The sequence below is a fragment of the Deinococcus apachensis DSM 19763 genome (assembly GCF_000381345.1).
Classification (GTDB): Bacteria; Deinococcota; Deinococci; order Deinococcales; family Deinococcaceae; genus Deinococcus; species Deinococcus apachensis.
Genome location: NZ_KB906398.1, coordinates 666,542 through 688,638 on the forward strand (window position 1 = coordinate 666,542; position 22,097 = coordinate 688,638).

The following is a 22,097-nucleotide window of genomic DNA, read 5'->3' on the forward strand; positions in this document are numbered from 1 at the left end:
TCCGGTCTGTCCTCTCCGGGAGCGGCGCCGCAGGGTCCTCTGTTCGGCAGCCCCACACGTGTCAGCCGCGTTTCCCCCCAGCCCAACACCGCGCCGGAGGCGGCATGAGGGCCACCCCGTGGCCGCCTCCCGCCCGAACCCGCCTCGTCCTCGCCGCGCTGCTGCTGGGGACCGCCTCCGCGCAGAGTGCCCCGCTGGTGGCCCAGCAAGTCCTGGGCCGCGCGGAGGTGCTGGAGGACATCGCCTGGCGGGCCATCAGCGGGCCGACTCCGGTGCGCCAGGGCCTGCGGACGGGAGCCGGGCGGGTCTGGCTGGCGAGCAGTGGGGGCGGGCGTTCGGGCACGGTCCTCGTCGGCCCGGAGTCGCGCCTGCGGGCGTACCGGGACGAGGCGGACCTGCAGGGTGGGCAGTTCCTGCTGCGGGGGCCGGTCGGCGCGCATGTGCTGGGCAATCACCTCGTGCTGGAGGGGGGCGCCCAGGCGCGAGTGGACCTGGGGACGAACGGGACCCCGCGCCGGGTCGCCCTGCTGGCGGGGAACGGCCGTCTTGCGGTGGCGGGGCGGGTGGTGTCGCTGAACGCCGGGCGGCAGGTCGCGCTGGGGTCGGGGGTGGTGAGCGCCTTCGCCGAGACGGATCCCTGGTACGCCGCCCAGTTCACGGGGGTGGGCCGGGTGACCGTGCAGGCCACGCGCGGCCCGGTCTACGTGGGCGGGGACGCGGGGCGGCAGATCGCGCGGATCGGCACCGCCCTGGGGACCGGAAACCGGCTGATCACCGGCGACAACGCCTGGGCCGAGGTGGGCTACGCGGGGGGCGGCTACCTGCGCCTTCAGGAGGGGGGCGAACTCGACGTGCTGGGCACCGAGCGCACCGTCCTGGGTCACGAGGTCACGCTGGGGCTCACGCGCGGCAGCGTCCTGAACGTGGTCCAGGGCGGGGGGCCCGGAACGCCGCTCGCCAATTCCGCCGTACGCGGCAGCCTGTTCCGGGTGGGGGCGGCGAGGCTGGCGCAGACCTTCGGGGACCCCGGCGTGATCGCCAGTGCGGGACCCGCCCGCACCACCACCCCTTCCCGCCCGCCCGTGCCCGCCACCCCGGCCGGGTCCTCCCTGACCCTCCAGCTCGACCCGGTTCCCGGGGCGTTGCGGGACCTGACGCTGGGGGTGAGCAGCCTGCCGGGCGCCCGCGTGGTCGCCCAGGTGGGTACGCGCTCCTTCCCGCTGACCCCGGTGGGCGGCAAGCCCGGGCGCTTCCGGCTGGACCGGGCGGCGCTGGCGGAAGGTCCGCACACCGTTCAGGTCCGGGCCGAGTGGCGCGGGCAATTGCGGACGCGCCTCCTGAAGGTCACCATCGACCGCACGCCCCCGACCCTGGGCAACCTGCGGGCCGAGCGCGCGGGCCGGGTGCTCCTGCTGAGCGGCAGCGTGCGTGAGGCCGGGGCCGGGCGGGTGGACCTGACCGCGAACCTGGGCGGGGAGAGTTTCCGGCAGTCCGTCACGCTCGCGGGGGGCACGGGCACTTTCCGGCTGACCCTCCCGGCCCCGGCGCCCGGCACGCCCGTCCGCGTAACGGTGCGCGACGAGGCGGGAAACGAGGCCCATGCGGTCCCCTCCTGAACGCCCGCTGACGCGGCTGATGGTGCCCGCCGCGGCCCTGCTCGCCCTGGGGCTGGCGCTCGCGCTTCCCGACAACGACCGGCTGTGGGACGCGCTCAACCGCGCGCTGCCCGCCCCCCCCGACCCGCGCGTGGTCGTCGTGGGCGTGGACGACGCCTCGCTGCAAGACTACGGCCCGTTGCCGGGCTGGCCGCGCGGCCTGTACGGGCAGGCCCTGCGGACCCTGGACGAGGCGGGGGTGCAGACGGTGGGCCTCGACCTGCCCCTCACCGACCTGGGCAGGGAGGATGGGGCGCTCACCACGGTCTTCGCCCGCCCGAACGTGGTGGTGGCGGTGGAGCCGGGCGAGACGCTCGCCGTGCCGCGCGCCCGGACGGGGGTGGACACCCTGAATACCGACCCGGACAGCACGGTGCGCCGCTTCCAGACAGCCTACCCGGACCCCGGGGGCACCGTCCAGCCGTCTTTCGCGCGCCAGCTCGCGGTCAGCGCGGGCCAGCCCGTGCCGCTGGAGACCGAGCCCCAACTCCTGCGCTACCGCCGCAGCGATCCCGCCCACCTGGCTGTCATCCCCTTCCGGGACGTGGTGAACGGCAACGTGCGCTTCGGGGACCTCCAGGGCCGGGTGGTCCTGATCGGCCTGACGGCGGAGGGGCAGCCCGGCGCCACCCGGCGGGACGTGGCGGGAGAGGTCACCCCCGCTGTGCTCCTCCACGCGGGGGCCGTGTCCACGCTGCTGGGCGCGCCGCTGCTGAAGTTGCCGCTGTGGCTCACCGCGCTGCTGTCGGTGGCCGCCGCCGTGCTGGCCGTCCTCGTGCGGGGCCTGTGGGGCTTTGTGATCGCGCTGGGGGCACTCGGTCTGGCGGTGCCGCTGTGGCTGGTGAACGTGCTGTTCTCGGGCATGACAGTCTCGCTCGCCGCGATCCTGGGCACCGCCCTGGTCGCCCTGGAACGTTGGTGGACCCTGCGTAACCTGGGCACCCGCGATCCTCTCACTGGCTTCGGTAACCGCCTCGCCTTTACCCGCGCCATTGAGGACCGCTGGCCGGGCCGCGCCGGGCGCCCCATCGGCCTGTTGCTGGTGGACCTCAGCGGCTTCCGGCGGGTGAACGAGACCTACGGCCGCGCCGCCGGGGACGAGGTGCTGCGCCAGCTCGCGGGCCGCCTCCAGACCTCCAAGCGCCGGGGCGACATGGTCTTCCGCTGGGGTCCCGACGAATTCGCGGTTCTGCTCGACAACGCCCGGCCCGCCGACCTCACCAGGCTGAGCGAGGGGGTGCAGCAGTCCGTGGACGGCCTGAGCTACCGCGACGTGACCGTACGCGCCAGCGTGGGCGCCGCCGCCACCGGCCCGGAAACCCGCACCCCAACCGATCTGGTGGAGGCGGCCAGCCGCAGCCGTTACAGGATGAAGTACCAGCAGGAACAGCGGGAGTAGGGCGTTCAGCAGTCAGACAGAAAGGAAACAGCCGCCAGCACCCCGCTGACGGCTGCTTGCCGACTGCTGTCTATCTCCCCGCCAGCGTCTCCCAAATCGCCGGGTTCGCCGCCCAGCCGTACCACAGGTTGGGAAGAATGCCCAGGACCGTGACGCCAACCACGCCCAGGGCGACGGTGAAGGTGGTCGCCGCGCGCTCCCCGTGGGGGTACTCGCGGGCGGGAGTGCGGTCGGGCATGAACATCAGCATGGCCGGGCGCAGGTAGTACACGAGCGCGGCGACGCTGGCGAGGGCCGCGAGGACGGAAATCCACACGTACCCGTTCTGGAAGGCCGCCTGGAACGCCAGGTACTTGCCGAAGAAGCCCGCAAAGGGCGGCAACCCAGCCAGAGAGGCGAGGCAGACCCCCAGCGCTACCGCGTAGGCCGGGTGGCGGTAGTACAACCCGCGCAGGTCAGTGATGCTCATGCCCGCCTCGGTGCGTTGCAGCGCCGCGACGATGGCAAGGGAGGCGGCGGTCATCAGGGTGTACACGAGGAGGTAGTACGCCAGCGCCGCCCCGCCCAGACCGGGCACGCCCAGCAGCGTCATCGCCAGGAAGCCTGTGTGCGCGACCGCCGAGTACGCCATCATCCGCTTGAAGTTGGGCTGGAACAGCGCGGCCGCGTTCCCAATGATGAGCGTTGCCGCCGTCAGGATCTGGAGGACCGAGGCCCAGCCCGGCGCATTCTGGAGCGCCCCACCGAACACCCGCAGCATCCCGGCGAAGGCGGCGACCTTGACCACCGTGCTCAGGAAGAGGCTCACGCTCGTCGGCGCGCCGGTGTACACGTCGGGCGTCCACTGGTGGAAGGGGGCCAGCGCCACCTTGAACGCGAAGCCCGCCAGCAACAGCAGCGCCCCACCGACCAAGATGGCGACGTTCTGCGGGGTCAGGCCCGCCGTCCGCTCCGCAATGTCCGCGTAGTTCAGGCTGCCCGTCGCGCCGTACACCAGGGCGATCCCGTAGATCAGGATGGCGCTCCCCACCGCGCCCAGCAGGAAGTATTTGAGGCCCGACTCCTCCGCCCGGCGCGAGTCTTGCAGGGTGGCGAGGACATAACTGCTCAGGCTCATGATCTCCAGACCGATCAGCATGGTGATCAGGTCCCCCGAAAAGGCGATCAAGAGGGTGCCCGTTACCGAGTACATCAGCATCGCGTCGAACTCGGGGAAGCTCACGCGGGCGCGGAAGGCGGTGTCCAGACTCACGAGCAGCGTCATCGCGCTGCCGACCAGGATGCTGATCCCCAGCAGGAGGGCGGCGTTGTCGGCCCGCAGGCTTCCCCCGAAGGCGGTCGCGCCGCTGTTCCAGAGGGCGCCCATGCTGACCGCGCTCACCCCCAGCAGCACGAGGTTGATGATCGTCAGCGCGCGGCGGGGCAGCGAAAAGCCCAGCACGGTACTCGCCACCGCCCCCGCCAGCACGATCAGGATGGGCAGCATCGGCGCGAGATAGACGTCAGGCACTTGCAGCATTTACTGGCCCCCCAGGGTGGCGAGAACGCCGCGCACGGCGGGCTGAATGAGGCGAAGGGCCGGTGAGGAGTAGATTCCGAAGAACAGGGCGACGGCAAGGGGCAGGCCCAGGACCAACCATTCCGTATGTCGCAGGTCGGCCACACGAACGCCACCGAGCGGTCGGCCCTGCCAGAAAGTCGTCTGGTAGGCGGTCAGCGCGTAAGCGGCGGCAGCGATGGTCGAGAGGCCCGCGACGAAGGTGATCCAGGGCTGCACCTGATACGCGCCCAGCAACACGCTGAATTCCCCCACGAAGCCCGCCAGGCCCGGCACCGCGATGGAGGCGAACCACAGCGCCATCGTCATGCCGCTCAGCGCCCCCGCCTGGGTCATCACGCCGCCGACGCGGGTGTGGATGCTGCCCACCCGCTCCTGGAGCATCCCGACCGAGAGGAAGAGCGCCCCGGTGTACACGTTCTGGAAGGCGAGCAGGTACATCGCCCCGATGGTGGCCGTCTCGTTCAGGCTGAAGACTCCGAGCGCCACGAACCCCATGTGCGACAGTCCCGCGTAGGCGAGCAGCCGCTTCCAGTCCGTCTGCCGGAAGGCAATCCAGGCGGCGTACAGCGCGGTAAAGGCGGCCAGCCCCATCAGGATTGGCCGGAGCTGTTCCGAGGCGTCGGGGAACAGCGGCAGCCCGAAGGTGAAGATGCCGTAGCCGCCCACCTTGTACAGCGTGCCCATCACGTCCGGCACGCCGCTGTCATGGTTCTGCTCGTGGAAGTCGGGCAACCAGGCGTGCAGCGGCCACATCGGGAGCTTGACGGCCATCGCGGCGAGGAAGCCCAGGTACAACCAAGTCTGCGTCGCCCCCGTGACCGGGTGGTTGACGAGGTCGGCGAGCGCAAAGGTGGGGCTCCCCCCGTAGTACTTCACGCCGATGATCGAGAGCAGCATCAGCAGGCTGCCGAAGAGGGTGTACGCCGCGAACTGCACGAGCGCCCGCATGCGGCCCGACTTGCCGTAGATCGCCAGCATGAGCAGGGCGGGCAGCAGCGCGTCCTCGAAAAAGACGTAGAACAGCACGAGGTCCCGCGCGGCGAAGATACCCAGAAGGCCCGTCTCCATTGCCAGCACGAGCGAGAGCATGGTGCCGGGGTTCTCGATCCGCCGCGCCGCGTACAGCACCGCGACGAGGGACATGAAGGCCGTGATCAGCGCCAGCGCGAGGCTTACCCCGTCCAGCGCGACCGAGTACGTCACCCCGAGCGCGGGCACCCAGTTCACGCTGAAGAGTTCCGCGCCGCCCCCCCGCCAGATCAGCAGGCCCAGCCCCAGGGTGAGGGCGGCGAAGAACCCCGCCACCTCCTCCCGCCAGCGCCGGGGCGTGGCGAGCAGCGCGAGCGACCCCAGCAGGGGCAGGAAAATCATCAGGTGGATCACGCCGCGCCCCCAATCGTCTTGATCGCCCAGTACCCCAGGATCAGCGCCGTGCCCAGGAGCATGGACACTGCGTAGGCCCGCACGAAGCCATTCTGCCAGCGGGTAAAGAGGCCACCGGGCGCGGCGCTGTTGCGCGCAATGCCTCCCAGCGTGCCCTCCACGCCCCGGTCCACCACGTCCAGCCCATCGGCAATCGCGCGGCTGGGAATGCTGAACAGGCTGTCGTAGATGCGGTCAAGGTACAGGGCCTGGGTGCTGGCCCGGCCCAACGGCCCGTTCGCCAGGCTCCGGGCACGGTGTTCCGCGAGAGCCCACAGCAGCCCGACCACGCCAGCAGCAACCGCGAGGATTGTCAGCACCCACTCGGTCGTCACGGGAAGCTCATGGACCTCGACGGGAACCGCCCGGCTCAGGTAATTGTCGAAGGCATGCCCGCCCCCCAGGAAGGTGGGAATGTTCAGGAACCCGCCGAATGTGGCGAGGGCCGCCAGAATGCCCAGCGGCACCTGCATTACCCCGTCGGCCTCATGGGGGTGCGCGACACGGCCGCAGTACTCGCCCCGCCACACCAGGAAGTACCAGCGGCCCATGTAGAAGGCGGTCAGCAGCGCCACGCCCAGCCCGATCACGTACAGGCCCGGGCTGGCCTCAAAGGCGGCGACCAGGATCGCATCCTTGGAGAAAAAGCCGCTCCAGATCGGAATTCCGGCGATGGCAAGGACGCCTATCAGCGAGACGATGTGCGTGAAGGGCATGAACTTCCGCATCCCGCCCATCGCGCGCACGTCCTGTTCCTCGTGCAGGGCGTGGATGACCGCTCCAGCCGCCAGGAAGAGCAGCGCCTTGAAGAACGCGTGCGTCAGCAGGTGAAAGACACCCGCCGAGTAGGCGTGCAGACCCACGCCCATGAACATGTACCCGAGTTGCGAGACCGTCGAGTAGGCGAGGATCTTCTTGATGTCGTGTTGGTTGAGCGCCGACAGTGCGCCGTACAGCGCCGTCAGCCCACCGACCCAGGCCACCCAGGTCGAGGCGACGGGTGCGAGGTCGTACAGGAAGTGGCTGCGCGCGACGAGGTACACGCCCGCGGTGACCATCGTGGCGGCGTGGATCAGGGCAGAGACAGGCGTGGGACCCGCCATCGCATCCGGCAACCACGTCGTCAGCGGGAGCTGACCGCTCTTGCCGACGGCCCCGACGAGCAGGAACAGGCAGGCGAGTTCGATTCCGGCGACGGCGACCTGCGCGCCCTCCACCCGCTCCAGCAGCTCGGGAATGACCAGCGTGCCGTAGAGCTTGTAGATCAGGAACATGCCGAACATGAACCCCAGGTCGCCGATGCGGTTCATGATGAACGCCTTGCGCGCGGCGTTGGAGTTGGCCACACCCTCGCGGTCGCTCGCCTCGCGGATTTCCTGGTCCGAGGCCTCCGAGTTGCGGCCATTGAACCAGAAGCCGATCAGCAGGTAGGAGGCCATCCCCACGCCCTCCCAGCCCACGAACATCAACGGGTAGGAGTCGGCGAGGACCAGGATCAGCATCATCGCCACAAAGAAGTTCATGAACGCGAAGAAGCGGACGAACTTGGGATCGTGGCCCATGTAGCTGACGGAATAGACATGGATCAGGAAGCCCACGCCCGTGATGATCAGCGCCATCAGGGCGGAGAGCTGGTCATACCAGAACCCGACCGCGAGGTTGGCGTTGAGCGCCATGTTCGGCAGCCAGGCCCACAGCACCTCGTGGGCAGCGGTGTCCGTCTGGCCGAAGTAGCGCAGCACGGCGACGACGAAGCTCGCCAGCACCGTGGCCGAGCCGAGCCAGCCCGCCGACCGGCCGGGAAAGAGGCGGGGCAAACAAATCAGCAGCGCGAAGCCGAGCAGCGGAAACAGCGGCAGCAGATACAGGGGCACGCCCGCACTCAGCCTTTCAGGGTGGCGAGGTCGTCCACGTTGGTGGTCTCGCGCTTGCGAAAGATGGCGACGATGATCGCGAGGCCGATCGCGACCTCGGCGGCGGCGAGCGTCATCACGATGAACACGGCCGTCTGCGCGGTAAGGTCCCCCCACGAGCGCGCGAAGGCGACGAGCGCGAGGTTCGCGGCGTTCAGCATGAGTTCGACGCTCAGGAACACCATGATCGCGGTGCGGCGGGTCAGCACGCCGATCATGCCGATGGCGAAGAGCAGGCCCGAGAGGGCGACGTAATAGCTGGTCGGGGCCATCAGGCGCGCACCTCCTCCCGCTCGGTGCCGGGGAGGGGCAGGCTCACAGCCTCCGTGTCGGGCACCCCGTCGGACTGCGGCACGGGCCGCTGCACCAGGGCTACCGCCCCCACAATCGCCACGAGCAGCAGGATGCTGACCGCCTCGAAAGGCAGCAGGAAGCGGGTCAGCAGCACCTCGCCGACCGGTCCGGCCCCGCCGCCGCGCAGGGCCTGAGCCCCCTCCGCGAGTGGGCGGGGATCACGGTAGGTCAGGGCCAGCACCGCCAGCGCCCCCGCCAGAATCACCCCGCCGATGCCCGCCAGTTCCCGCACGAAGGGCACCGGGTCGCGCCCCGAGATGGGCTGGTTCGCGTTCAGCAGCATGATCACGAACAGGAACAGCACCATGATCGCGCCCGCGTACACGATGACCTGCGTCGCCGCCAGAAAGGAGGCGTTCAGGCTGGCAAAGAGCCCGGCGACGCTGAGCAGCGTGCCCACCAGGCCCAGCGCCGCGTGAACCGCATTCTTCGCCGCAATGGTGATGATCGCGCCCACCAGCGCGAGGGCACCCAGGATCATGAAGGCGATCATGGGCAGCCTCGCGTGTGGCGCGTCTTGCTCCCTCTCCCCCCGTGGGAGAGGGCCAGGGTGAGGGGGCGTGTGACCAACGTCCCCGCCCAACCAATCCATTCAGCCGTCCTCATCTCGGGTACTCCACCCCCTCCAGTTCCTTGCGTGGTCCCTGCGGCACCTGGAAGCCCAGACGGACCGGTTTCCCCGTGCGCGCGGCCTCCCGGCGCTGGGGCAGTGAGCCTTCCACGCCGACGAGCATGTCCTCCTTGCCGTACACAAGATCGCGGTAGCGGTAGTCCGCCATCTCGAACTCGTTGCCCAGCACCACGGCGCCGGTCGGGCAGGCTTCCTCGCACAGGCCGCAGAAGATGCAGCGCAGCATGTTGATCTCGTACACCTTCGCGTAGCGCTCGCCGGGGCTGGTGGGATTCTGGGGGTCGTTCTCGGCAGCCTCCACGTAGATCGCGTAGGCCGGGCACACGGCGGCGCACAGCGAGCAGCCGATGCACTTCTCCAGCCCGGTTCCGGGGTGGCGGGTCAGGACGTGCCGCCCGCGGAAGCGCGGCTGGATCGTCGCCCGCTGCTCGGGGTAACTGACCGTCACCGGCTTCTGAAAGAGCTTCCCGAGCGTGACGCCCATGCCCTTGGCGATTTCAAGAACGCCCATATGTTTCTCCTTCGGATGGGTGTGGAAGATGGGGGAGGACCGGCATCAGTCGCCCCCCACCGGGCGAACGGGCGCCGCCCCGCTCTCGCGGCGCTGCGTCGGCGTGTTCCACAGCACGCGCACGCGGTCGCTCATGACGAGGAGCAGCACGAGCCCGCCCAGGCTGAGCAGGCTGAGGAGCCACAGCCCGGTGCCCCGCGCGAACGCCAGGTAAGCCGCCGTCAGCAGCGTGTTGGCGAGAGCGACGGGCAGCAGCAGCTTCCAGCCGAAACGCATCAGTTGGTCGTAGCGCAGCCGGGGCAGCGTGGCGCGCACCCAGATGAACATGAAGAGGAAGAAGGCGATCTTGAGGACCAGCCAGATGATCGGCCAGCCGGAGATGCCGGGAATCAGGCCCTCCAGGAACACCGGCCCGCGGTAGCCGCCGAAGAACAGCGTGGACATCACGGCGGAGGCGGTGATCATGTTGACGTACTCGGCCATCTGGAAGAGCGCCCACTTGATCGCCGAATACTCGGTGAGGTATCCGGCCACGATCTCCTGCTCAGCCTCCGGCAGGTCGAAGGGCGTGCGGTTCGTCTCGGCGAAGGAGGAGATCAGGAAGAGCGCGAAGCCCAGGGATTGGAAGAGGATCAGCCAGCCGCTCACCGCCTGCCACTCCACGATTCGCACGAAGTTGGTGCTTCCCACCAGCATCAGCAGACCCAGCACGCTCAGGCCCATGCCGAGTTCGTAGGAGATCATTTGCGCGCTGCTTCGGAGGCCACCCAGGATGGGGTACTTGGAGCCCGACGCCCAGCCGCCCAGGAAGATGCCGTACACGCCCATGGAGGTGATCGCCAGCAGCGCGAGCAGCCCCGCGTCAAGGTTGTACACCCAGGGGTCGGCGCCGAAGAGGCTCCCCGCAGGTCCAGCTGGAATCCCCCCGAACGCCGTTAGCGCCATCCCGATGGCGACGATGGGCGCGAGCGTGTACACCAGCTTGTCCGCGAGCGTGACGCTCACATCCTCCTTGAAGATGCTTTTGATCGCGTCCGCGAGGGGCTGGAGGAGGCCCATCGGCCCCACCCGGTTCGGCCCCAGACGAATCTGCATCCGGGCGAGCAGGCGCCGCTCGATCAGGGTCATGTACGCGAAGGTGGTGAGCAGCGCGAAGGCGACCAGCACGCCCTTGAGCAGCGTGATCAGGAGTTGGACGAGCCAGTCGGGCATCAGTCGTCACCCCCCGGACGAACCGCCGCACCCAGCATGGGAAGTTCCCACATGGGGTCCTCCCGCCGCTCGGCGTGGTTCATGACGCCGCTGCCCCGGCGCTCGGGGTCCACGTGCATGCGTTCCTTCCACAATTTCGGGATGTAGGTCTGCCCCATGGGAGCATCGAACGTCCGGCCCAACGGTTGAATTCGGCCACCTATAGGCAGGTCGGCGACGTTCACCCCCAGGCGGCTTTGTAGCAGTGCCTGGGCGGATTTCAGCCCACGGGCGGGAGCGCGTACCTCCAGCACCTCCGCCAGCGCGGTCAGCGTGCGGATCAGGTCGGCCCCCTCTCCAGCGTCGAGCGCCGCCTGGGTCAGCGGCAGGAGACGGCCTTCGAGGTTCACGGTCGTCCCCCGCTTCTCGTAGTTGGTCACGGCGGGGAGGACCACATCGGCGAGTCGCGCGGTATTCGTCAGGTGCGTGTCGTGAACGATGGTAAAGCCGCGAGCACGCACGCCGGGGTCAAGCCTGGAGATGAAGGCGGCCTGTGCGTCTGCCAGTCGGCTGTAGCTCAGGCCGCCCGCGCGGGGGATGAGGTTCAGGTGCGCCAATCCGTTGCTGTTCGGCCCGGCCGGGATCGCCAGAACCTTCGCCCCCGTCTGACGGGCGAGGTCGGTGATCTGTGTGGCGAACGCCCCGGACGGATTGTTCAGCACGTCCGCACCCAGGATGACGACGGGCCGCTCGGCCTCCTTCAGGAGCTGCCCCACCGCCCGCGCCTCGTCCGTCCGGGGATTCAGGAGGGCCCCCAGCAGGTCTCCCCCACCCTCCACCCCCACACGCGTTCCGGCGTGCCGGGCGAGGCGGGAATCGGGGCCGATCACGGCCAGGCGCTCGGGGTGCCGGGTCGGGCGCTCGACGAGGCGCAGGTCGGCAATCGCCGTGCCGTGCGTGAACTCGGGCGGGATCACTCCGCCGCGCAGCGCCTCCAGCACGCGCAGCTCAACCACAGGGGCCTCCTCGCCCAGGTCGGCGCCCAGTACGACCACGGCGTCAGCGGTCGCCACGTCCGTCAGCGTCGCTGTGGAGGGCACATTCACCGGGTAGCGCGGCCAGTGATCCACCGAGGGCGCACCCGTCAGCCCGGCCAGGGCCTCCAGCGCTGCCCCCTCCTCCAGCGTGGAGTCCGAGTTCAGGTACAGAGCGAGGTCGGAGGCGTACATGCCGCCCAAGCCCCGCTTCATGGCGACGATGGCCTCCTCCCAGGTCGCCTCGCGCAGCTCACCGCTCACCCGGATCAGGGGCTTGGTCAGCCGGTCCTCCGAGGCGAAGACGTGCCCGAAACGGCCCGCGTCGCAGAGCCAGTATTCGTTCACCTCGCGGTTCTCGCGCGAGACGACGCGCTCCAGCCGCCCGTTACGCGCGTCCACCGTGATGGAGCAACCCACCGGGCAGAGGGTGCAGGTCGTCGGCGTGTGGTCGTACTCCCAGTTGCGGCCCCGGAAACGGGCCACGTTGTCAAGCAGCGCCCCCACCGGGCAGATATCGGCGATGTTGCCCTGAAAGCCGGTGGGCAGTCCCCCTTCCTCCGTATCAATGAAGGTATGCCCGCCGCGCTCGATGAAGTCCAGCACCTCCTGCCCCGGCACCTCCTCGAAGTAGCGCACGCAGCGTTTGCAGTGGATGCACCGCTCCTGATCGAGGATGATGAAGTCGCTGAGGGGATAGTGCTTGTCCGCGTGGCGGCGGTCGAAGCCGAAGCGGCTGGCCCCGTACCCGTACTCGAAAGCGCGGTCCTGCAACTCGCACGCGCCACCCTTGTCACAGGTCGGGCAGTCGAGCGGGTGGTTCAGGAGCGTGAACTCCATCATCCCCGCCTGCGACTTCGCCACGACCTCGGAGGTCGCCGCCGTGCGGATGTGCATGCCCTCGGTGGCCTGCATGGTGCAGGCGGCCATCGGCTTGGGGAACCAGAAGATTTTGGGCTTGGCCGCGTCGCCCTCGCCTTCCATCACGAACGTTCCGTCCGGGTTCTTGCGCGGGGAGCCCGACTCGATCAGGCACATCCGGCACGCCCCAACGGGCGAGAGGTACTGGTGGGCGCAGAAATACGGCACGTCCCGCCCCGCGGCGAACACCGCGTCGATGGCGCTGGTGCCCGCGGGGAGGTCGAGTTCGATGCCGTCCACAACAACTTTCATGCGTGCTCCTTACGGCAGGGGATGGAAAACGGCATCGAGGGCGGAACCATCAACTGTCCCTCCACCGCTTCCGCGCCGGGTACAGCGGCTGCCCGGTCTGAGCCAGCGCGTCGTACTCCTCGCGGAAGAGCTTGATGGAGCTCAGAACCGGTCCCAGGCAGGCGTCGGCGAGGGCGCAGAAGCTCCGGCCACCGATGTTGTCGCTCATGTCGAGGATAAGCTGCACGTCGTTGGGCTGGCCGTGCCCGCGCACCAGCTTCTCGTACATGCGGGTCATCCACGAGCTGATCCCCTCCCGGCAGGGGGTGCATTTGCCGCACGACTCGTGCCCGTAGAAGCGCACGAGGTTCCACGTCGCATTGACGATGCAGTCGGCCCTGGGGATCAGGGTGACGCCGCCCGTGCCAAGCATCGAGCCCGCGGCGGCCACGCTCTCGTAATCCATCGGCGTGTCGAGAATCTGGTCGTTCCAGGGCAGCATCGGGCAGGAGGAGCCGCCCGGGATGATCGCCTTCATCTCCTCAAGGGGACCCCCCGCCCAGTCGTAGATCAGCTCGCGGAAGGTGGTGCCCAGCGGCAGCTCGTACACGCCGGGCCGCCGCACCGGGCCGCTGATCTGGAAGAGTTTCATGCCCCTGCTCTTCTCGGTGCCCATGCCCGCGTGCCAGTCGGCGCCGTACTTCAGAATCTGGGTCGCGGCGCAGAAGGTCTCGACGTTGTTGATCGTCGTCGGCAGACCGTACAGTCCGGCGGCGGCGGGAAAGGGCGGCTTGAGGCGCGGGTTGGCGCGCAGGCCCTCCAGCGAGTTCATCAGGGCCGTCTCCTCGCCGCAGATGTACGCCCCGGCGCCCCGGTGGACCTGCAACTCGAAGTCGAAGCCGCTGCCGAGGACGTTCCTCCCGAGCAGCCCCGCCGCCCGCGCTTCAATGATGGCGGCCCAGACCCGCTCGGCAGCGTGGACGTACTCCCCGCGGATGTAGATGTAGCCGACCGAGGCGCGCATGGCGTACCCGGCGATCAGCATGCCCTCGATGAGCTGGTGGGGGTCCTCTGACAGCAGATAGCGGTCCTTGAACGACCCCGGCTCCGACTCGTCCGCGTTGCAGATGATGTAGTGCGGCTTGCCGTCCTTCAGGGGCATGAAGGACCACTTCAGGCCAGTGGCGAAGCCCGCCCCACCACGACCGCGCAGGCCGGACTTCTTCACCTCGTCGATGACGGCGTCGGGGCCTATCGCGAAGGCACGCTTGACGGCCTCGTACCCCCCGTGCTGCCGGTAGTAGTCGAGCGTCCAGCTCTGGTCCTGCCCGACGTGCGCATACAGGGTGGGGGCGAAGCGGGGGTCCTTGCCGCTGGTGATGGGTTTGGGTGCGGGTTCGGCGACGGTCATGCTTCACCTCCGGTCAGCGGGGCGAGGTCGTGGATGCTGGCCCCGACGCGCTCTCCCTTCGCCGTCATCTGGCGCCCGTCCTCGCGCACGGTGACGGGCACGGGATTGTCGGGCGGGGGTGGCGTGTCCGCCCGCATTGCCTTGATCAGTCGGTCGCACTTCGAGCGGGTCACCTGCTCGTAGTACCCCTCGTCGTTGATCTGCACCACGGGCGCGGTGCCGCACGAGCCCAGGCACTCCACCTTCTGCACGCTGAAGCGCCCGTCCGGGCTGACCTCGCCGGGTTGCACGTCCAGGTTGGAGACGAGGTGGTCCCACAGCTCGTCGCTTCCGGCCAGCGCGCACATCAGGGTCGAGCAGACCTGGAGGTGGTACCGGCCGGTCGGCAGCGTGTGGTACGTCGAGTAGAAACTCATCACGCTCCGCACCTCGGTCGCCGTCGTGCCGCACAGGGCCGCGATCTCCGCCATGTGCGTCTCGGACACGTACCCGTGGGCGTCTTGCACCTCACGCAGCAGCGGCATCAGCGCCGAGCGTCGGCCCTGGGGGGAGGCCGGGTAGCGGCTGAAGATGTCCGCGACGAGGAGTTGTTTGTCGGAAAAGTAACCCATAAAAATGGTTCCCACCTACTCCTTCCAGATCGGCCAGATGGCCTGTTCGAGCGCGTCCATCTGTTCCAGGCTGCGCCCACCACGCCGTAGCAGACTCATGACCTGCCCCCGGTGGTGCGAGTCGTGGACGATGGTGTGTTGCAGGAAGTGCGCCGGGTCGCTCTCGTACACGCCCGTGAAGCTCCGGCCCTCGGCATAGGCGCTCTGCACGGCCTCCAGCACCGCCGCATCGCCCTGGTTGAAGGCTTCGCGGAGTTCGGCAGGGCTCAGCGTCACGGTCCAGGAGCGCTGATCGCCCTCCTGGGTGGTGAAGGTCATGGCCTCCCCGTGCGCGGGAGAGACGCGCCCAACCCAGTACCGGCGCATCCCCGCCATATGCTCCAGATGCTGCCCGACGCTCATCCCGCCCTGCCCGTCACTCAGGTCCAGGTCGGTGTCCGTGATGGCGTCCAGCATGGCCGCATTCACCCGCCCGTTGCGCTGGAAGGCTTCGAGCAGGACGGCGGGGAGTTCACGGGTCATGGCAGTCATGACCATTCCCCAAGCGGAATTCGGGAGTGCTGACCGTCGGCTGCAACCCCTCGCACCCGATCTTCTGCTGACGGTGGAACGCTGACCCCTTCCCTGTTCACCGGTCCACATCCCCCAGCACCGGGTCAATCGTCGCCAGGATGGTGATCAGGTCGGCAAACTGGGCGCCGACGCAGGCGTACTCCAGCGCCTGAAGGTTCACGAAGCTCGGCGCGCGGATCTTGACCCGGTAGGGCATCGAGCCGCCGTCCGAGACGATGTAGTAGCCGACCTCGCCCCGCGCCGACTCGACGGGCACGTACACCTCGCCGACCGGGGGGTGGAAGCCTTCCGTCACGAGCTTGAAGTGGTGGATGACGGCCTCCATGCTCGTCTCCAGCTCCTGCCGGGGCGGCAGGGAAATCTTGCGGTTGGGGTCCTTGATCGGGCCGGGCGTGAGGCGCTTCAGGGCCTGGCGGACGATCTTGGCGCTCTCGCGGAACTCCATCAGCCGCAATTGGAAGCGGGCGAGGCTGTCCCCGGTGGTGGAATATGGCACCTCGAAGTCGTAGGTCTCGTAGCCGCAGTAGGGGTTGTCCTTGCGGTGGTCGAGGGGCACGCCGGACGCGCGTAGGTTCGGTCCCGTCAGCCCCAGGTCGATCGCCACGTCCCGCGGGATAATCCCCACGCCCGTCGCCCGATCGAGGAAGATCGGGTTCTTGGCGAACAGCGTCTCGTACTCGTCCACACCCTTATCGAAGGTGTCGAGGAAGGCGGAGACGCGGGCAGGCCAGTCCTCCGGGATGTCGCGCGACAGGCCGCCCACCCGGAAGTATCCCTGGTTCATGCGGTAGCCGCACACCGCCTCGAAGAGGTCCTGTAGCGCCTCCTTCTCCCGGAAGGCGTAGAAGAAGGGCGTCAGCGCCCCCAGGTCGAGCAGCCCCGTCCCCACGAAGACGAGGTGGGAGTGGATCCGCCCCAGCTCGTGCAGGATCACGCGCACGGTGGTCGCCCGTTCGGGCACCTCGGCCCCCAGCAGCTTTTCCACGCTGAGAACGTAAGCGAGTTCGTGGCCGAAGCAGTGCAGATAATCGGTGCGCGGCGCGTAGGTCACGCCCTGGTGGTAGGTGCGGTTCTCGAAGGTCTTCTCAAAGCCGGTGTGGAGGTAACCCATGTGCGGCGTGACCTTCACCACGTACTCGCCGTCCATGTCCACCACCAACCGCAGCACGCCGTGCGTGGAGGGGTGCTGCGGCCCCACGTTCAGGCTCATGATCTCGGTGTGCAGCAGCGCGCCCGTCTGCCCCCCGAGCCGCTCGGCCCCGGTGGACTCCTGGTGGTCCGGCGTCATCTGGGTGCGGGGCAACGTGCCGGAGTTCGGGTCCCGGTCCTTGATGGTCATTTCGGTCCCCCTGCGGGCATCACGGGCGGCACGCGGTCCTCACCCTCACCCCGCCGGAGTTCGCCGCGCCAGCCCGTCAGGCCCCGGCTTTGCCCCGTCAGGCCCGCCCGGAAGGCGGCGGGGTCGATAAAGCGGCCGTCGCGGAAGGGCACGGGCGTCTCGCCGAGGGGGTAGTCCTTGCGGAGGGGGTGGCCTTCCAGATCGTCCGGCGTCAGCACTTTACGGAGGTCTGGGTGCCCGGCGAACTCCACGCCGATCAGGTCGTACACCTCGCGCTCCAGGTAGTTGGCGGCCTTCCAGACGGGGTAGAGGCTTTCCAGCGGCTCCCCGTCGTTCAGCCACACGCGCAGGAACAGGCGGCGGTGGTCCTCGGGGTGGTAGACGTTGTGCAGCACCGCGAAGCGGGCGGGCCGGGCTTCCGGGAACGCCAGGTAGTCCACGCCGACGCAGTCCATCAGCATGAAGCCACGTTCCTTGAGGGCGAACGCTATCTCCCGCAGCCGCCCGGCAGGAACGATGGCGGTCGGCTCGCTCGTCCTTTCCGGCGTCAGGCCGAGGTCCACCATCAGCTCGCCGACGCTGCCGGTTTCCACCACACCTGCTCCGGCAGTCGCGGTCGTGACAATCATCCGCTCGCTCATCGGGTCCACGCCTCCACCATCGGGAGTTCCTGGCCGCGCTCGTCGAAAGCCTCGCCGCGCACCTTTTTCTGAAGCTGCATCACGGCGTAGATCAGCGCCTCGGGGCGGGGCGGACAGCCGGGCACGTAGATGTCCACGGGCACCACGTGGTCCACGTTCTGCACAACCGCGTAGTTGTTGAACATGCCGCCACTGCTCGCGCAGGCACCCATGCTGATCACCCATTTGGGGTCAGGCATCTGGTCGTACACCCGGCGCATGATCGGGGCCATCTTCTTGCTCAGGCGACCGGCGACGATCATGACGTCCGCTTGCCGGGGCGAGGCGCGGAAGACCTCCGACCCGAAGCGCGCGAGGTCGTTGCGCCCGTCCGTGCTGCTCATCATCTCGATGGCGCAGCAGGCCAGTCCGAAGGTCGCGGGCCACAGGCTGTTGGAGCGGCCCCAGGCGACCAGCTTCTCCAGGCTGGAAAAGAGGATGCCCTCCGATTCCAGTTCCTGCCAATCGCGGTCGAAGAGTTCTTTCAGCGCCATACGGGAACCTCCAGGAGGCTTGAGGAGGCTCTGCACATGACCCCCAGTTGACCCGCAGTCAGGACCACTCCAACACCCCTTTTTTGAGAATGTAGTAGTACCCCACCAGCAGCAGACCCACGAACGTCACCGCTTCCCAGAAGGCGAAGGGCACCAGCTTCTGGTAAGCCACTGCGAGCGGGTAGAAAAAGGCCGTCTCGATGTCGAAGACGATGAACAGCATGGCGACGAGGTAGAAATGCACCGGAAAGCGCTGGCCGGTCCCCACGCCACCGTGCTCCGGGTCATTACCACTCTCGTAGGCCATCAGCTTGGTGCGGCTCGCCTTTTTCGGTCCCAATAGCGCCGAGACGATAACCGCCAGCACACCGATGCCCAGCGCGATCAGCAGCATGATCACAAAATTCGCGTACTCGATGGGAGTCTCCCTTCTGCCCCTCTTTCCCTATCCACATCACCTTGTGAAAAAGCGCACTAGGAAGGGTAAAAAAAGAGAGGCCTGACGAACTTGACCTGCGAACGACTTGTAGTACGCCTCATGTTCTAGCACGAAACGCCGCCTCAGACGATGCGGGAACCCTATATGACGTGGGAAAGCCAGGGGGGGCGCGAACCTAGAAACCTCGCTACAGGGCAGCGCGGAGCAGCTACAGTCCGTCAGGGCTGATCCCCATGCTGGACATCACCGGGACGTCCGCACGGGGGAGTACAGAACTTATATTCCAGGCGCAGAGCAACGACACTCCCGTTGCAGCCTGCCCTCGGGTGAGCTGAGGATTGAAACGGGCGTTTCCCACACCCGGGCCGCAGCAGCACGCCCGCCGTCGTAGTTCACCTCCCGTAAGTTGCTCCCTTACTCCTCCTTAGCTCAACAGCTCCACGAAGTCGTCGTCCTCGCCGTCTTGCGCTAGGGGCAGGGTGAAGGTGAAGGTGGTGCCCTTGCCCCTCTCCGACTCGACCCAGATGTGCCCGCCGTGTTCCTCGACGGCGAGCTTGCAGAAGGCCAGGCCCATGCCGGTGTCGAAGCGGCCGTGCAGGGTCAGGCGTGACTGCTCGAAGGCGGCGAAGAGGTTGGGAATGTCGTCCTCGGGAATGCCCTCGCCGTCGTCCCGAACCTGGACGCGCGTCGCGTCCTCCTCCTGCCAGACGCGGACGTGAATCAGGCCACCCATGACCGTGTGCTTCATGGCATTGCTGATGAGGTTCGCCAGCACCCGGCGCAGGATTTCCGGGTCGGCGCGGGAGGGGCTGAGGTTGGGGGCGACCTCCACCCTCACGTGGCGGTCGCGCAGGCCGCTGCCCACATCGCCGCGAGATTGCTCGATGACCTCCTCGAACATGGGGCTGAAGACCAGTTCGGGCCGCAGGTTCATCTTGCCCGCCTGGATTTTCCGCACGTCGAGCATGTTGACAGCGAGGTGCAGCAGGTGCTGCGTCTCGTCGCGGGCGACCCGGACGAGTTCGCGGGAATCGTCGGGGACCCGGTCGTCCTCTTCGACCACCTCCAACAGGCCCATCACGGCGGCGATGGGGTTTTTCAGGTCGTGGACGAGCATATGCACGAGCTGGTCGCGCACCCGTTCCTCATGTTCCCAATCGTCCAGGCGGCGCTGCATGGCGTTTAGGCGAACCTGAATCTCGTTGTAGCGGGCGGCGCGGTTCAGGAGCGTGCCGACCTGGAGGGCCAGGGCGTCCACGGGGGTGGCATCGCTGATCAGAGCGTCGGCTCCCGCAGCCAGGAGCGCACCCAGGCCATGCGTCCCCACCGCGAGCCAATGGGTTCCGGCGAGTTCGGCCCGTTGGCGCAGCAGGGGCAGCACCTCGGCGAGCGGCACACCGGGCGTGTCGGCGTACAGCAACACGACGGCGGGCGGGCGCACGTGGGCCTCGCGCAGCAGGGTCTCGGCGTCCGGGATGGCGAGGACAGCGGCCTGCCGCAGCGCGGGCGCGAGCAGGGCCGCCCGCGCCTTGTCGGGGGACACGACGAACACGGCGGGGGAGTCGGCACTCGGCATGAGGTAGGCGGAAGTCTACCGTAGCTGACCAGCGGTCGCTGTCAGAAAAGGCGCGAAGGTGCGTAGACAAAGAAGAACACGCCCACCCGCGGAGGAAGGCGTGCTGCGGAGGTTTGAAAGTCCTACCCCTTGACGCTTCCCGCGAGCAGGCCGCGCACGAAATAGCGTCCCAGCAGGATGTACACGATCAGGGTGGGAATCGCCGTGAGTATCGCGCCCGCCATCGGCAGATTCCAACTCACTGCCTGGCCGCCCGAGAGCTGGGCGAGCGCGGCCGTGATGGGCTGGCTCGACGGGTTCGCCAGCGTCACGCCGAACAGGAACTCGTTCCAGACCTGGGTGAACTGCCAGATCACGACGACCACGAAGCCCGGCACGCTGAGCGGGAAGATCACCCGGCTGTAGATGCCCCAGAAACCCGCCCCGTCGATCAGGGCGGCTTCGACGAGCGCGTCCGGCACCTCCGAGTAGTAGTTGCGGAAGATCAGGGTGGTGATGGGGAGGCCGTAGACGACGTGCGCCAGGATCAGGCCGCCTATGCTGCCGTACAGGCCGATGCTCTTGATGAACTGGAAGAGCGGGATCAGCACCGCCTGGTACGGGATGAACATGCCGAACAGCATCAGGGCGAAGAGGAGGTCCGCGCCCCGGAACTTCCACTTGCTCAGGGCGTAGCCGTTCAGGCTGCCCAGCAGCGCCGAGAGGGCGGTCGCGCTGAACGCCAGGATGATCGAATTCCGCAGTCCGCCCGAGACCTTGCTCCAGGCCTCCGAGAAGCTGGCCCAGTTCCAGACGCCCGGCAGCCTCCAGGTCGTATCCAGGCCGATAGCGTCGGGCGTTTTCAACGCGGTCACGACGAGCAGGTACACCGGCACCAGGAAGAACAGCGCGGCCACGAGCAGCGCGAGGTACAGCAGCATCCGGCTGACGTTGGGGCGGCGCGGGGCGGTGACCTCCGGGCGGGGAGTGGTGGCGGTCGTGGTCATGAGCGGTCACTCCGGCGGAACTGGCTCGCCAGGTAGGGCACGATGACGGCGGCCACGAGGATCAGCAGCACCATGCCGATGGCCGCGCCCTTGGCGAACTGGTTGCCCTGAAAGGCGGTGATGTACATCAGCAGGGCGGGCACCTCGGTGTTGAGGTTGTTCAGGCTCGTCATCGCGTAGACCAGGTCGAAGATCTTGAGGCTGATGTGCCCCAGGATGATCATCGCCGAGAGGGTGATGGGCGCGAGCAGCGGGAAGATCACGCGGCGGTACACACCCCACTCACTCGCCCCGTCCACCCGGGCCGCCTCGCGCAGCTCGTCGGGGATGCCGCGCAGGCCCGCCAGGTACAGCGCCATCGTGTAGCCCGACATCTGCCACACCGCCGCGATGATGATGCCGATAAAGGCGAGGTTGAAGCCGTGGTACTCGGGCACCGGGGTCATCTTCACGCTGTTGCCGAGCGTGAACGCCCACAGCACGAGCAGGGCCGCGCAGGCAATCGCCACCCACATCTGGGTCCGGTTGGCGCTCTGCCGGGCGCGGGAGGCGAGGCCGAGCAGCACGAGCGCCACCACGACCGCCGTGATCAGCGGCAACTTGTTCCAGTCGAAGCGCCAGATGGAGGCGTTGCTCGTGAGCCAGGCGTGGCGGTCGGGGTCGAGGCCGAAGAGCGCATTCACCCCGCCCGCGGGCTGGAGCATCCACCGCCAGATCGTGCCCGTCACGATGAAGCTCAGGCTCATGGGAAAGAGGAAGATGGTGCGCCACAGCCCCTCGCCCTTCGGGTTGCGGTCGAGCAGCATGGCGAGGCCCAGCCCCAACCCCAGGCAGGCCACGATGAAAAAGGCCGTGAAGAAGAGTGTGCTGACCAGATCCTGCCGGAAGCGCGAGTCAAGCAGGCCGCCGAAGAGGTTGCTGTAGTTTGTCAGGCCGGTGTATTTGATGACGGGGTTGAGGCTGAGGGCCTGCGCGGGGTCGTTGCCCCAGTCGGTCAGGCTGAGGTAGCCCGAGCGGAAGATGAAGCCGTACACGAAGATGGCGAGCAGCACGGCGGAGGGCAGCAGCACGACCAGGCTCCACAGCCGGTCCGAGTTGAAAGAACGCCGCCGGGGGGCGGCCCTGGTCGGGATGGAGGCGCGGGCCATGAACAACTCCTTGGAAC

20 protein-coding genes are annotated in these 22,097 nt (G+C 68.1%); 2 read left to right on the forward strand and 18 right to left on the reverse strand.

What is annotated here, in order from left to right; translation table 11 throughout:
• Positions 1-104 precede the first annotated feature (104 nt).
• Together F784_RS22250 and F784_RS0103420 are read left to right on the forward strand one after the other, a co-directional pair.
• Complete coding sequence (locus F784_RS22250; protein WP_019585298.1) at positions 105-1,616, forward strand: FecR family protein; 1,512 nt, start codon at positions 105-107, stop codon at positions 1,614-1,616.
• Positions 1,600-3,054, forward strand: coding sequence for a CHASE2 domain-containing protein (locus F784_RS0103420; RefSeq protein ID WP_019585299.1), 1,455 nt, complete (start codon positions 1,600-1,602; stop codon positions 3,052-3,054). The genes F784_RS22250 and F784_RS0103420 overlap by 17 nt, the downstream gene beginning before the upstream one ends.
• A 70-nt stretch (positions 3,055-3,124) precedes the next feature.
• Here F784_RS0103420 and F784_RS0103425 read toward each other — a convergent pair whose 3' ends face one another.
• The 18 genes from F784_RS0103425 to F784_RS0103510 form a co-directional block, all read right to left on the reverse strand.
• The gene (locus F784_RS0103425) at positions 3,125-4,573 is read right to left on the reverse strand and encodes an NADH-quinone oxidoreductase subunit N (RefSeq protein WP_019585300.1); all 1,449 of its coding nucleotides are present in this window, start codon (positions 4,571-4,573) and stop codon (positions 3,125-3,127) included.
• Positions 4,574-5,998 carry an NADH-quinone oxidoreductase subunit M gene (locus tag F784_RS0103430; RefSeq protein WP_019585301.1) on the reverse strand — a complete coding sequence of 475 codons (1,425 nt, stop codon included), beginning with the start codon at positions 5,996-5,998 and terminating at the stop codon, positions 4,574-4,576.
• Positions 5,995-7,911: an NADH-quinone oxidoreductase subunit L gene (gene nuoL, locus F784_RS0103435; protein WP_019585302.1), complete on the reverse strand. Its 1,917-nt coding sequence runs from the start codon at positions 7,909-7,911 to the stop codon at positions 5,995-5,997. The genes F784_RS0103430 and nuoL overlap by 4 nt, the downstream gene beginning before the upstream one ends.
• A gap of 8 nt (positions 7,912-7,919) precedes the next feature.
• Positions 7,920-8,222, reverse strand: coding sequence for an NADH-quinone oxidoreductase subunit NuoK (gene nuoK / locus F784_RS0103440; RefSeq protein WP_019585303.1), 303 nt, complete (start codon positions 8,220-8,222; stop codon positions 7,920-7,922).
• A complete protein-coding gene (locus tag F784_RS0103445; protein WP_019585304.1) occupies positions 8,222-8,797 on the reverse strand; it encodes an NADH-quinone oxidoreductase subunit J family protein in 576 nt (191 codons plus the stop codon). Before F784_RS0103445 ends, nuoK begins: the two co-directional genes overlap by 1 nt.
• Positions 8,798-8,906: 109 nt before the next feature.
• A complete protein-coding gene (gene nuoI, locus F784_RS0103450) occupies positions 8,907-9,476 on the reverse strand; it encodes an NADH-quinone oxidoreductase subunit NuoI (RefSeq protein ID WP_281166691.1) in 570 nt (189 codons plus the stop codon).
• A gap of 15 nt (positions 9,477-9,491) precedes the next feature.
• Positions 9,492-10,658, reverse strand: coding sequence for an NADH-quinone oxidoreductase subunit NuoH (nuoH, locus tag F784_RS0103455; protein ID WP_019585306.1), 1,167 nt, complete (start codon positions 10,656-10,658; stop codon positions 9,492-9,494).
• Positions 10,658-12,844, reverse strand: a complete 2,187-nt coding sequence (gene nuoG, locus F784_RS0103460) for an NADH-quinone oxidoreductase subunit NuoG (protein ID WP_026332237.1) — start codon at positions 12,842-12,844, stop codon at positions 10,658-10,660. The genes nuoH and nuoG overlap by 1 nt, the downstream gene beginning before the upstream one ends.
• Before the next feature lie 49 nt (positions 12,845-12,893).
• Positions 12,894-14,234, reverse strand: coding sequence for an NADH-quinone oxidoreductase subunit NuoF (gene nuoF, locus F784_RS0103465; RefSeq protein WP_019585308.1), 1,341 nt, complete (start codon positions 14,232-14,234; stop codon positions 12,894-12,896).
• Complete coding sequence (gene nuoE, locus F784_RS0103470; RefSeq protein ID WP_026332238.1) at positions 14,231-14,845, reverse strand: NADH-quinone oxidoreductase subunit NuoE; 615 nt, start codon at positions 14,843-14,845, stop codon at positions 14,231-14,233. Before nuoE ends, nuoF begins: the two co-directional genes overlap by 4 nt.
• Positions 14,846-14,860: 15 nt before the next feature.
• On the reverse strand, positions 14,861-15,376 hold the full coding sequence (locus F784_RS0103475; protein WP_019585310.1) for a DinB family protein: 516 nt from the start codon (positions 15,374-15,376) through the stop codon (positions 14,861-14,863).
• A 97-nt stretch (positions 15,377-15,473) separates the two neighbouring features.
• Positions 15,474-16,706, reverse strand: coding sequence for an NADH dehydrogenase (quinone) subunit D (nuoD, locus tag F784_RS0103480; protein WP_026332239.1), 1,233 nt, complete (start codon positions 16,704-16,706; stop codon positions 15,474-15,476).
• A 47-nt stretch (positions 16,707-16,753) separates the two neighbouring features.
• A complete protein-coding gene (locus F784_RS0103485; protein WP_019585312.1) occupies positions 16,754-17,398 on the reverse strand; it encodes an NADH-quinone oxidoreductase subunit C in 645 nt (214 codons plus the stop codon).
• Positions 17,395-17,931 carry a NuoB/complex I 20 kDa subunit family protein gene (locus F784_RS0103490; RefSeq protein WP_019585313.1) on the reverse strand — a complete coding sequence of 179 codons (537 nt, stop codon included), beginning with the start codon at positions 17,929-17,931 and terminating at the stop codon, positions 17,395-17,397. Before F784_RS0103490 ends, F784_RS0103485 begins: the two co-directional genes overlap by 4 nt.
• Before the next feature lie 58 nt (positions 17,932-17,989).
• A complete protein-coding gene (locus F784_RS0103495; protein WP_019585314.1) occupies positions 17,990-18,325 on the reverse strand; it encodes an NADH-quinone oxidoreductase subunit A in 336 nt (111 codons plus the stop codon).
• 469 nt (positions 18,326-18,794) lie between these two features.
• Complete coding sequence (locus F784_RS0103500; RefSeq protein WP_019585315.1) at positions 18,795-19,946, reverse strand: sensor histidine kinase; 1,152 nt, start codon at positions 19,944-19,946, stop codon at positions 18,795-18,797.
• Between the two features lie 122 nt (positions 19,947-20,068).
• Entirely contained in the window at positions 20,069-20,932 is an 864-nt protein-coding gene (locus F784_RS0103505; protein WP_019585316.1) for a carbohydrate ABC transporter permease, read from the reverse strand.
• Positions 20,929-22,080 (reverse strand): carbohydrate ABC transporter permease, encoded by a 1,152-nt coding sequence (locus tag F784_RS0103510; protein WP_019585317.1) that lies wholly within the window; start codon positions 22,078-22,080, stop codon positions 20,929-20,931. The genes F784_RS0103505 and F784_RS0103510 overlap by 4 nt, the downstream gene beginning before the upstream one ends.
• Between the last annotated feature and the right edge of the window lie 17 nt (positions 22,081-22,097).

What these genes read in the sequence shown, in the direction of transcription:
- F784_RS0103495 (WP_019585314.1), bottom strand. Translation starts at nt 18,325, where the DNA reads ATGCTGCTGATCGCGCTGGGCATCGGTGTGCTGGCGGTTATCGTCTCG.
- F784_RS0103490 (WP_019585313.1), bottom strand. Translation starts at nt 17,931, where the DNA reads ATGGCGCTGAAAGAACTCTTCGACCGCGATTGGCAGGAACTGGAATCG.
- F784_RS0103445 (WP_019585304.1), bottom strand. Translation starts at nt 8,797, where the DNA reads ATGATCGCCTTCATGATCCTGGGTGCCCTCGCGCTGGTGGGCGCGATC.
- nuoK (WP_019585303.1), bottom strand. Translation starts at nt 8,222, where the DNA reads ATGGCCCCGACCAGCTATTACGTCGCCCTCTCGGGCCTGCTCTTCGCC.
- F784_RS0103420 (WP_019585299.1), top strand. Translation starts at nt 1,600, where the DNA reads ATGCGGTCCCCTCCTGAACGCCCGCTGACGCGGCTGATGGTGCCCGCC.
- F784_RS0103475 (WP_019585310.1), bottom strand. Translation starts at nt 15,376, where the DNA reads ATGACTGCCATGACCCGTGAACTCCCCGCCGTCCTGCTCGAAGCCTTC.
- nuoG (WP_026332237.1), bottom strand. Translation starts at nt 12,844, where the DNA reads ATGAAAGTTGTTGTGGACGGCATCGAACTCGACCTCCCCGCGGGCACC.
- F784_RS22250 (WP_019585298.1), top strand. Translation starts at nt 105, where the DNA reads ATGAGGGCCACCCCGTGGCCGCCTCCCGCCCGAACCCGCCTCGTCCTC.
- nuoE (WP_026332238.1), bottom strand. Translation starts at nt 14,845, where the DNA reads ATGGGTTACTTTTCCGACAAACAACTCCTCGTCGCGGACATCTTCAGC.
- F784_RS0103485 (WP_019585312.1), bottom strand. Translation starts at nt 17,398, where the DNA reads ATGAGCGAGCGGATGATTGTCACGACCGCGACTGCCGGAGCAGGTGTG.
- F784_RS0103505 (WP_019585316.1), bottom strand. Translation starts at nt 20,932, where the DNA reads ATGACCACGACCGCCACCACTCCCCGCCCGGAGGTCACCGCCCCGCGC.
- nuoF (WP_019585308.1), bottom strand. Translation starts at nt 14,234, where the DNA reads ATGACCGTCGCCGAACCCGCACCCAAACCCATCACCAGCGGCAAGGAC.
- nuoD (WP_026332239.1), bottom strand. Translation starts at nt 16,706, where the DNA reads ATGACGCCGGACCACCAGGAGTCCACCGGGGCCGAGCGGCTCGGGGGG.
- F784_RS0103500 (WP_019585315.1), bottom strand. Translation starts at nt 19,946, where the DNA reads ATGCCGAGTGCCGACTCCCCCGCCGTGTTCGTCGTGTCCCCCGACAAG.
- F784_RS0103510 (WP_019585317.1), bottom strand. Translation starts at nt 22,080, where the DNA reads ATGGCCCGCGCCTCCATCCCGACCAGGGCCGCCCCCCGGCGGCGTTCT.
- nuoH (WP_019585306.1), bottom strand. Translation starts at nt 10,658, where the DNA reads ATGCCCGACTGGCTCGTCCAACTCCTGATCACGCTGCTCAAGGGCGTG.
- F784_RS0103425 (WP_019585300.1), bottom strand. Translation starts at nt 4,573, where the DNA reads ATGCTGCAAGTGCCTGACGTCTATCTCGCGCCGATGCTGCCCATCCTG.